Below are 6,962 nucleotides of genomic sequence, written 5' to 3'. Positions count from 1 at the left end.
GGAGGCCGTCCACGCCCTCCCGGTCGGTGGTGGTGTCGTCCGCGAAGCGCCGGTCACCGGTCGCGTCGGGCACGTACTTCACACAGACAACGATCCTCAAGCTCACGGCCTGTCTCCTGTACTGGTCCTGTCCGGCGGCTGCGGCTGTGCAGTTGGGCGGAACGCACGCTCCTGCCCACACGCGGGCCGCGTATCCCTGTGCCCGTCCGGAACGTCCTGGCAGCATACTCACCAGTAGCTCGGTAGGGCTACTGGCGGGTAGCTTAGCCCTGCGGTGCCCCGGACCGGGCGCCCCGACCACCGCCGAGCACCCTGGCCGGCAGGCTTACGGGACGGCTGCACTGCCGTCTGCGCCCATCCTGCCCCAGGCGGCGCCCGGTACCACCTGACCTGGCGGCAGATCCGCTGTGAGATTGAAGGTCTTGACAACGCCGACGATGATCGGCGCTGCCGCCGCCCCGCTCCGGGGCCGGTCAGACCGCCTCTCCGAGCGCCGCGATCACGTCCGCCCGGCGCGGCTGGCCGGACGCGCGGCGGATCACCCGGCCGGTCGCATCGAGCACCAGCACGGTCGGGGTGCGCAGGATGTCCAGCCGGCGCACCAGGTCGAGCCGGGCCTCCGCGTCGATCTCCACGTGAGCCACCCCCTCGACCATCCCGGACACCTCGTCGAGGACCCGGCGGGTCGCCCGGCAGGGCTGACAGAAGGCGGTCGAGAACTGCACCAGCGTCGCCCGCTCCCCCAGCTCGCCGCCCAGCTCCTGCGCCGACAGCCGCACCGCCCCGTCCTTCACCCGCACCCGCAGCCTTCCGTCCCGGTGCGCGCGCAGCAGCCCGAAGGCGCTCGCCAGCACCAGCACCACACCGCACACCACCAAACCGGTCACCGCTCCAGTGTCCCGCACCGCCCCCGGCGCTCGGCCGGCACCCGTACCCCCCCCACCGGCCCCCCTTCACCGCTCGACCGCGCGGCCCCGCCGGGCCTACCATCGCCGGATGGACTCCCCGCGACCCCGGCTGCCCCGGCTGACCACCCGCCGTGTGGTCGACCTGTGCCGGGCCACCGCGTCGCGCTGTCGCTGACCCCGGCCGCCCGAGCGGCCGACCAGGTCCCCGACCGGCCCGTGCCCACTCGCGTACCAGGAGTCCCCTCCGTGCTGATCGACCCGCGCGGCCCGCGCTTCGCCGCCGCGCTCACCTCCGCCGTCCTCGCCGCCGTCCTGATCACCGGCAGCGGCGCCCTGCTCGCCCTCCAGGCCGCGGTCTTCGCCGTCGGCGCCGTCGCGGGCGTGCCCCGCTCGCCGTACGGGCTGCTCTACCGCACCCTCGTCCGGCCCCGGCTCGGCCCGCCGCGGGAGCTGGAGGACGCCCGGCCGCCGCGCTTCGCCCAGAGCGTCGGCCTCGCCTTCGCGCTCGCCGGCACCGTCGGCTTCCTCTCCGGCGCCGACTGGCTGGGCCTGGCCGCCACCGGGCTCGCCCTGGCAGCCGCCTTCCTCAACGCCGCCTTCGGCTACTGCCTCGGCTGCGAGGTGTACCTGCTGCTGCGCCGCGGCACGGACCGGGCCGGGGCGAGCGCCTGACCTGTCCGTCACCCACCCCGCGCGGGCGGGTTCGGCGGCGGGCCCACGGGTTCCCGGGTGAGACGCAGGTCTCACGTGACGTAGAACTCGCCGCCGAATCCCGCCCCGCTGGACACCGCAACGTGACACCGGGCACGTCTTCGGGGGATCATCTGGCTGTAACACCCGTGGCCGCCGCGGCGTGCCGCGCCCTCGCCGGTCGGCTCCGACGGCCCGGGTACCGCCGGAGCGGGCATGGGCCCGACGAGAAGTAGGGCTGACCGTGGCTGAGTTCGTGTACCCGCCGGTGATCCGCGCCGCACTGACCGCGTTCAAGGCGCTCGACCTGCGGATCTCGATCGTGGGCGCCGAGCACGTCCCCGCAACGGGCGGCGCCGTCCTGGTCAGCAATCACATCAGCTACCTCGACTTCATCTTCGCCGGCCTCGGCCCCTGGCGCGGCGGCAAGCGGCTCACCCGCTTCATGGCCAAGGACGACGTCTTCAAGCACCGCATCTCCGGCCCGCTGATGCGCGGCATGCGGCACATCCCGGTGGACCGCACGGACGGCCAGCCCGCCTACGACGCCGCCGTCGAGGCGCTCCGCGGTGGCGAGATCGTCGGCGTCTTCCCCGAGGCCACCATCAGCCGCTCCTTCATGCTGAAGAAGTTCAAGACCGGCGCCGCCCGGATGGCCGCCGAGTCCGGCACCCCGCTGCTCCCCGTCATCCTCTGGGGCACCCAGCAGCTGTGGACCAAGGGTCGCCCGAAGACCCTCACCAAGCGGCACGTCCCGATCACCGTGATGATCGGCGAGCCGATCGAGCTCACCCCGCAGGACAAGCCGGTCATGGTCACCCGACGGCTGCGCGCCGCCATGACCGAGATGCTGGACCGCGCCCAGCGCGAGTACTCCGGCAAGCCCTCCGGCGCCGACGACACCTGGTGGGTCCCGGCCCACCTCGGCGGTACCGCGCCCACCCTCGAGCAGGCCGAGGCCGCCGAGGAGGCCGAGGCCGCCGCCAAGGCGGAGCGCCGCGCGGCCACCTCCGGCTGACCTCCCACCCGTCGCACGCCGCCGCCCGGTCCGGTACGCCGGGCGGCCGTCCGTACTCTGGGCGACCGCGTGACTTGCAGCTCAGCGGGCGTTGTCCGCGCCGGCGCCCAGCTGCCTCGCACGAGCCCGCTACCGGTTTTGGCCCGAGCGGGGTGTCCGGTCAGGCGATCGGCGACAGGACCTTGAGGGCGGCGGTGTGGATGCCGGGGGCGGCGGCCAGGAAGTCGCGGCTGCCCGTGTTCCAGGGCTCGCCCGCCAGGTCCGTGACGGTGCCTCCGGCCTCGGAGACCAGCAAGGCGCTGGCGACCAGACCGGAGCGGACGTCGGAGAACTGCCAGAAGGCGTCCATCCGTCCGGCCGCGACGTGGATGAGCTGCATCGTGGCGGGAACGGACACGCGCACGACCAGGCCGCTGATGAGCATGGCCGTGACCGAGTCACCGATCCGCCGGAAGGTGCGCTCGTCCTCGCCGGGCCTGGCCTGGCCGGTGCCGACGAGCGCGGCGCCCAGATCGGTCTTGGCGGACACCTCCAGGGGCCGGTCGTTGAGACGGGCACCGCCGCCGGCGACAGCGGTGTAGGTGTCGCCGGTCAGTGGCAGGTGGACGACGGTGAGCACCGGCTGGTTGTCGCGGACCAGGGCGGCGGTCACGGCCCAGTCCTCCATGCCGTGCACGTGGTTGATGTTGCCCTCGGCGGGGTCGACGACCCACCACTCCCCCGACGGGAGCGCACCGCCGGCCAGCTCGTCCTCTCCCCACTGCGATCCCCGCCGGGCCCACAGCAGCGGCTCCCGCAGCACGTCCAGCACCGCGTCGTCGTTGGCGTGGATCTCAGCGACGACCTCGTCCAGACTCACGCCCCGGGCCTGCGGGGTGTGGCGGTCGCGCAGGGTGAGGCCTGCGGTCTTCACTGCGGCGATCACCTCGGACAGGAGCGTCGCGTCGGCGGCGAAAGGCATGGCTGTGCTCATGGCGGGCTCCCTGGGTTCGATGTGTGCGGGGCGGCTTGTCTCGCGCCTGCACTTCGAAGGTAGGCCCCCGATCATTAACAACAAGTGCATGCTATTTACTTGTAGAGTTACTGGCATGCAACTGGATCTGAACCTGCTCATGGCCCTGGACGCACTGCTGGAAGAGGGCAGCGTCGCCGGCGCCGCAGCACGCCTCCACGTCACCGCACCGGCGATGAGCCGCTCCCTGGGCCGCATCCGCAAGGCCACCGGTGACCAGATCCTGGTCCGCACCGGCCGCAGCATGGTTCCCACCACCCGCGCGCTGGCCATGCGCGCCCAGGTCCACGCCCTCGTCCAGCAGGCCCACCAACTCCTGTCCGCGCAGCAAGAACTCGACCTGGCAGCACTGGACCGGGTGTTCACCGTGCGCTGGCACGACGCCCTGACCGCCGCCTGCGGCACCGCCCTGATCACCGCCGTCCACCGCCAAGCCCCCGGCGTCCGGCTGCGCCTGTCCGCCGAACCCGGGACGGACGACGCCGAGCTGCGCCGGGGTGAGGTCGACCTCGAATCGAGCTCCAGCGCTCCGACGCTCCCCGACATCCGCCACCGCCTCGTCGGCAGCGACCGGCTGGTCGTCGCCGTCCGACCAGGCCACCCGCTCACCGAAGGCCCGCTGAGCATCGAGCGCTACGCAGCCGCCGAACACCTCACCGTTTCGCGACGCGGAAGCCTGCGCGACCCGATCGACGACGCCCTGACCACCCGCGGCCTCGAACGACGCGTCGTCGCCGCCGGGCCGACCGCCGCCTTCGCACTGCAACTCGCCCTCGACACCGACCTGGTCGTCACCCTCCCCGACGCGGTCACCCGCGCAGCCCGGGAACAACTCGGCCTGGCCACACTGCCGCCACCACTCCCGCTGCCCGAGGTCCCCCTGTACCTGCTGTGGCACCAGCGCTACGACGACGACCGCGCCCACACCTGGCTGCGAGACCTGGCCACCGAAACCGTCCAGGCACTGTTCGCGCCACCGACCGCCTCTCAACAGCCCCTCACCAACCGGACCGGGCAGTAACGGATGCGCCGGGGGAGGCCTGCGAAAGCTAACTCCCGTTCTCGTGAACATCACCTAGTCGTGCGAGCGGGCGACTCCCAATCTCACGTCGAAACGACGTCGTAAATCCCGTGCAGAGCCACCCGCACCGAGTGGCTCCCGATCTGACACAGCGGCAGCTCCCCCAGGGGGCTCGACGGTCCGCGAACCGGACCGCACCGGTGACGGCGACGACCGACGTGACGCGCTGCTACCGACGCCCCGCCGCCCGGCTCGCCGCCGGCGCCCCTGACCGCCCTCACGCTCCTGGCCGCCTGCACCGCCGACCCGGCCGCGCCCGGAGGGCTCACCCTCGCCCGGCTCGCCGTCCACCGGCGCGTCGTCACCGACCGGGGCCTCCGCGTCCCCGGTCGACGGGCTGATCGCCGGCCGCGTCTACCCGGACAGCGAGAAGCGGACCTGCGCGATCTTGTTCCTCGTCAACAGCGACGGCAGCGGACTGCGCCGGCTCACCCCGTAGGACCTACGGGCCGGCGACCGCGCCAACTGGTCCCCGACGGCAGCCGGATCGCCCTCACCACCTACCCGCCCGCCCCCGACGCCACCCCGAGCGGCGCCGTCTACACCGTCCACCCCGACGGCAGCGGCCTCACCACCCTGCTGCCCGGCTCCCCCGACGTCTTCCACGGCGTCGCCTCGTACGCGCCCGACGGCTCCGCGATCGCCTTCGCCAAGGCGAGCTTCCCGGGCCCGGCCTGGCCCACCGCAGCCTCCGATGCGACCTCCTCCACATGATCGAGGAGGTCGCCGCCACGCCGGCCACGCGGACATCATCCGGGAGACCCTCGACGGAACCCGCAGCAGCTGACTCCCTCCGCGGCCCGCCCGCACGGCCGGCCGGACCTGCGGTTATGCTCGCCCGCATGGCATCCGACCACAGCTTCACCTGCACCTGCTGAGGCGAGCCGCACGCCGGTGTCCCGATGAACTTCTCCAGTCCCGCGCCGGTCTATTGGGACGAGTCGCTCGCCGAGGACCGGGACAGCATGCTCACCTCCGACCAGTGCGTCATCAAGGGCGAGCACTTCTTCGTCCGGGGGCTGGTCGAACTGCCCGTGATCGGCAGCGATGAGGTCTTCTCCTGGGGCGTGTGGGTCTCGCTCAGCCCGGCGAACCACGCCCGCGCGGCCGAGGTCTGGGACACCCCGGGACGGGAGAGCGAGCCGCCGTACTTCGGCTGGTTCTCCACCGAGCTGCCGATCTACCGGCCGACGACCGTCAATCTCAAGACCCGCCTGCACACCCGCCCGGTCGGTGAGCGGCCGTGGATCGAGCTGGAACCGACCGGCCACCCGCTCGCCGTCGAACAGCGAACCGGCATCACCATGGACCGCGTCCGGGAGATCGCCGAGACCGTCCGCGACTCCGGTCGCTGACGGCACCGGAGGACGGACGGCCGTCGAGCCCGCGCACGAGTCGCACTCCGCCGCTGAGACCGCCTCAGTCCTGGTCGAACGGCTCGTCACTCCACCTGAACCAGGCCCGGTCACCGTCGATGTGCAGCAGGAACTCGGCGACCGGACCCGTCGGCGCGGACAGCGTCAGCTCGGCGGAGACCCGCTCGTACGCCTCATCGAAGCCGTCGTACTCCTCCGTCTCCAGCAGTGCGAGCGTCTCGGCGAACCACGGCGCCACCGCCGCCCAGGCCGGACCCGGACGAAAGGTGCCGGCCAGCCAGGGAAAGTCGGCCTCGTCGATCCCGATCTCGCCGACGAGTTCCGTCCCCCGGGTCAACCGCCAGACCCCACCCTGCACCTCAGCTCTCCTCCCGTGCCGCACGCATCCTGCCACCCGCCTCGGACAGGCACCGGTGCACCGCCCAGCAGACCGCGGCGCCGACGGCATACCAGAGGAGATCGGGCGCGTTGAAGGTCGACCCGAGGACCAGCCGGGCGACCCCGCTCTCCGCGGACCACCGCGCCGGCCACTCCGTGAGCTGAAAGAACTCCACGCCCCAGCTCACCAGCGCCGCCACCACAGCCGCCCTGGCCGGCCGGATCCGCGGCGCGACCAGGACCACCAGCGTGTACACGAGCACGGCGTACAGCGCATCGCCCGCATACTTCGCCGCGCTCCCGGTCACCCCCGCCCGGACCCCGAGCCCCGCGGCCACCGTCAGCAGCCCGGCCGCTGCCGCACCGCAGCGTATCTTCCAACCCACCATGCCCCCCTCGAAATACAAAGAAGCCCCGCCCGGAACCCGGGCGGGGCTTCTTCAGAAGAATTGTTCGGCGGCGTCCTACTCTCCCACAGGGTCCCCCCTGCAGTACCATC

General features: G+C 72.7%; 8 protein-coding genes and 1 pseudogene. 4 read left to right on the top strand and 5 right to left on the bottom strand.

What is annotated here, in order from left to right; all coding sequences use genetic code 11:
* Both AB0P35_RS41050 and AB0P35_RS41045 read right to left on the bottom strand, forming a co-directional pair.
* A pseudogene (locus AB0P35_RS41050) lies at positions 1-106 on the bottom strand (electron transfer flavoprotein subunit beta); the annotation flags it as partial.
* Between the two features lie 367 nt (positions 107-473).
* Positions 474-887, bottom strand: a complete 414-nt coding sequence (locus tag AB0P35_RS41045) for a thioredoxin family protein (protein WP_363521506.1) — start codon at positions 885-887, stop codon at positions 474-476.
* Positions 888-1,154: 267 nt separating this feature from the next.
* Here AB0P35_RS41045 and AB0P35_RS41040 point away from each other — a divergent pair, with 267 nt between their 5' ends.
* Together AB0P35_RS41040 and AB0P35_RS41035 are read left to right on the top strand one after the other, a co-directional pair.
* Complete coding sequence (locus AB0P35_RS41040) at positions 1,155-1,580, top strand: DUF4395 domain-containing protein (protein ID WP_363521503.1); 426 nt, start codon at positions 1,155-1,157, stop codon at positions 1,578-1,580.
* 262 nt (positions 1,581-1,842) lie between these two features.
* Positions 1,843-2,616 carry a lysophospholipid acyltransferase family protein gene (locus AB0P35_RS41035; protein ID WP_363521500.1) on the top strand — a complete coding sequence of 258 codons (774 nt, stop codon included), beginning with the start codon at positions 1,843-1,845 and terminating at the stop codon, positions 2,614-2,616.
* A 160-nt stretch (positions 2,617-2,776) separates the two neighbouring features.
* On the opposite strand, the gene AB0P35_RS41030 is transcribed toward AB0P35_RS41035, so the two are convergent.
* A complete protein-coding gene (locus tag AB0P35_RS41030) occupies positions 2,777-3,589 on the bottom strand; it encodes an inositol monophosphatase (protein WP_363521497.1) in 813 nt (270 codons plus the stop codon).
* Between the two features lie 115 nt (positions 3,590-3,704).
* On the opposite strand from AB0P35_RS41030, the gene AB0P35_RS41025 reads away from it, so the two are divergent.
* Positions 3,705-4,649, top strand: coding sequence for a LysR family transcriptional regulator (locus AB0P35_RS41025; RefSeq protein WP_363521494.1), 945 nt, complete (start codon positions 3,705-3,707; stop codon positions 4,647-4,649).
* A gap of 962 nt (positions 4,650-5,611) precedes the next feature.
* A complete protein-coding gene (locus AB0P35_RS41020) occupies positions 5,612-6,064 on the top strand; it encodes a DUF2199 domain-containing protein (protein WP_363521491.1) in 453 nt (150 codons plus the stop codon).
* A 64-nt stretch (positions 6,065-6,128) separates the two neighbouring features.
* Here the strand turns inward: AB0P35_RS41020 and AB0P35_RS41015 are convergent, their stop codons facing one another.
* Positions 6,129-6,443: a hypothetical protein gene (locus AB0P35_RS41015; RefSeq protein WP_363521488.1), complete on the bottom strand. Its 315-nt coding sequence runs from the start codon at positions 6,441-6,443 to the stop codon at positions 6,129-6,131.
* A 1-nt stretch (position 6,444) separates the two neighbouring features.
* The gene (locus tag AB0P35_RS41010; protein ID WP_363521485.1) at positions 6,445-6,852 is read right to left on the bottom strand and encodes a DUF2809 domain-containing protein; all 408 of its coding nucleotides are present in this window, start codon (positions 6,850-6,852) and stop codon (positions 6,445-6,447) included.
* Between the last annotated feature and the right edge of the window lie 110 nt (positions 6,853-6,962).

Source organism: Kitasatospora sp. NPDC085879 (assembly GCF_040686255.1).
GTDB lineage: Bacteria > Actinomycetota > Actinomycetes > Streptomycetales > Streptomycetaceae > Kitasatospora.
Note: the sequence above shows the minus strand (reverse complement) of the source record. Positions and strands in the feature narration are given on the sequence as shown.

What these genes read in the sequence shown, in the direction of transcription:
- AB0P35_RS41020 (WP_363521491.1), top strand. Translation starts at nt 5,612, where the DNA reads ATGAACTTCTCCAGTCCCGCGCCGGTCTATTGGGACGAGTCGCTCGCC.
- AB0P35_RS41025 (WP_363521494.1), top strand. Translation starts at nt 3,705, where the DNA reads ATGCAACTGGATCTGAACCTGCTCATGGCCCTGGACGCACTGCTGGAA.
- AB0P35_RS41010 (WP_363521485.1), bottom strand. Translation starts at nt 6,852, where the DNA reads ATGGTGGGTTGGAAGATACGCTGCGGTGCGGCAGCGGCCGGGCTGCTG.
- AB0P35_RS41030 (WP_363521497.1), bottom strand. Translation starts at nt 3,589, where the DNA reads ATGAGCACAGCCATGCCTTTCGCCGCCGACGCGACGCTCCTGTCCGAG.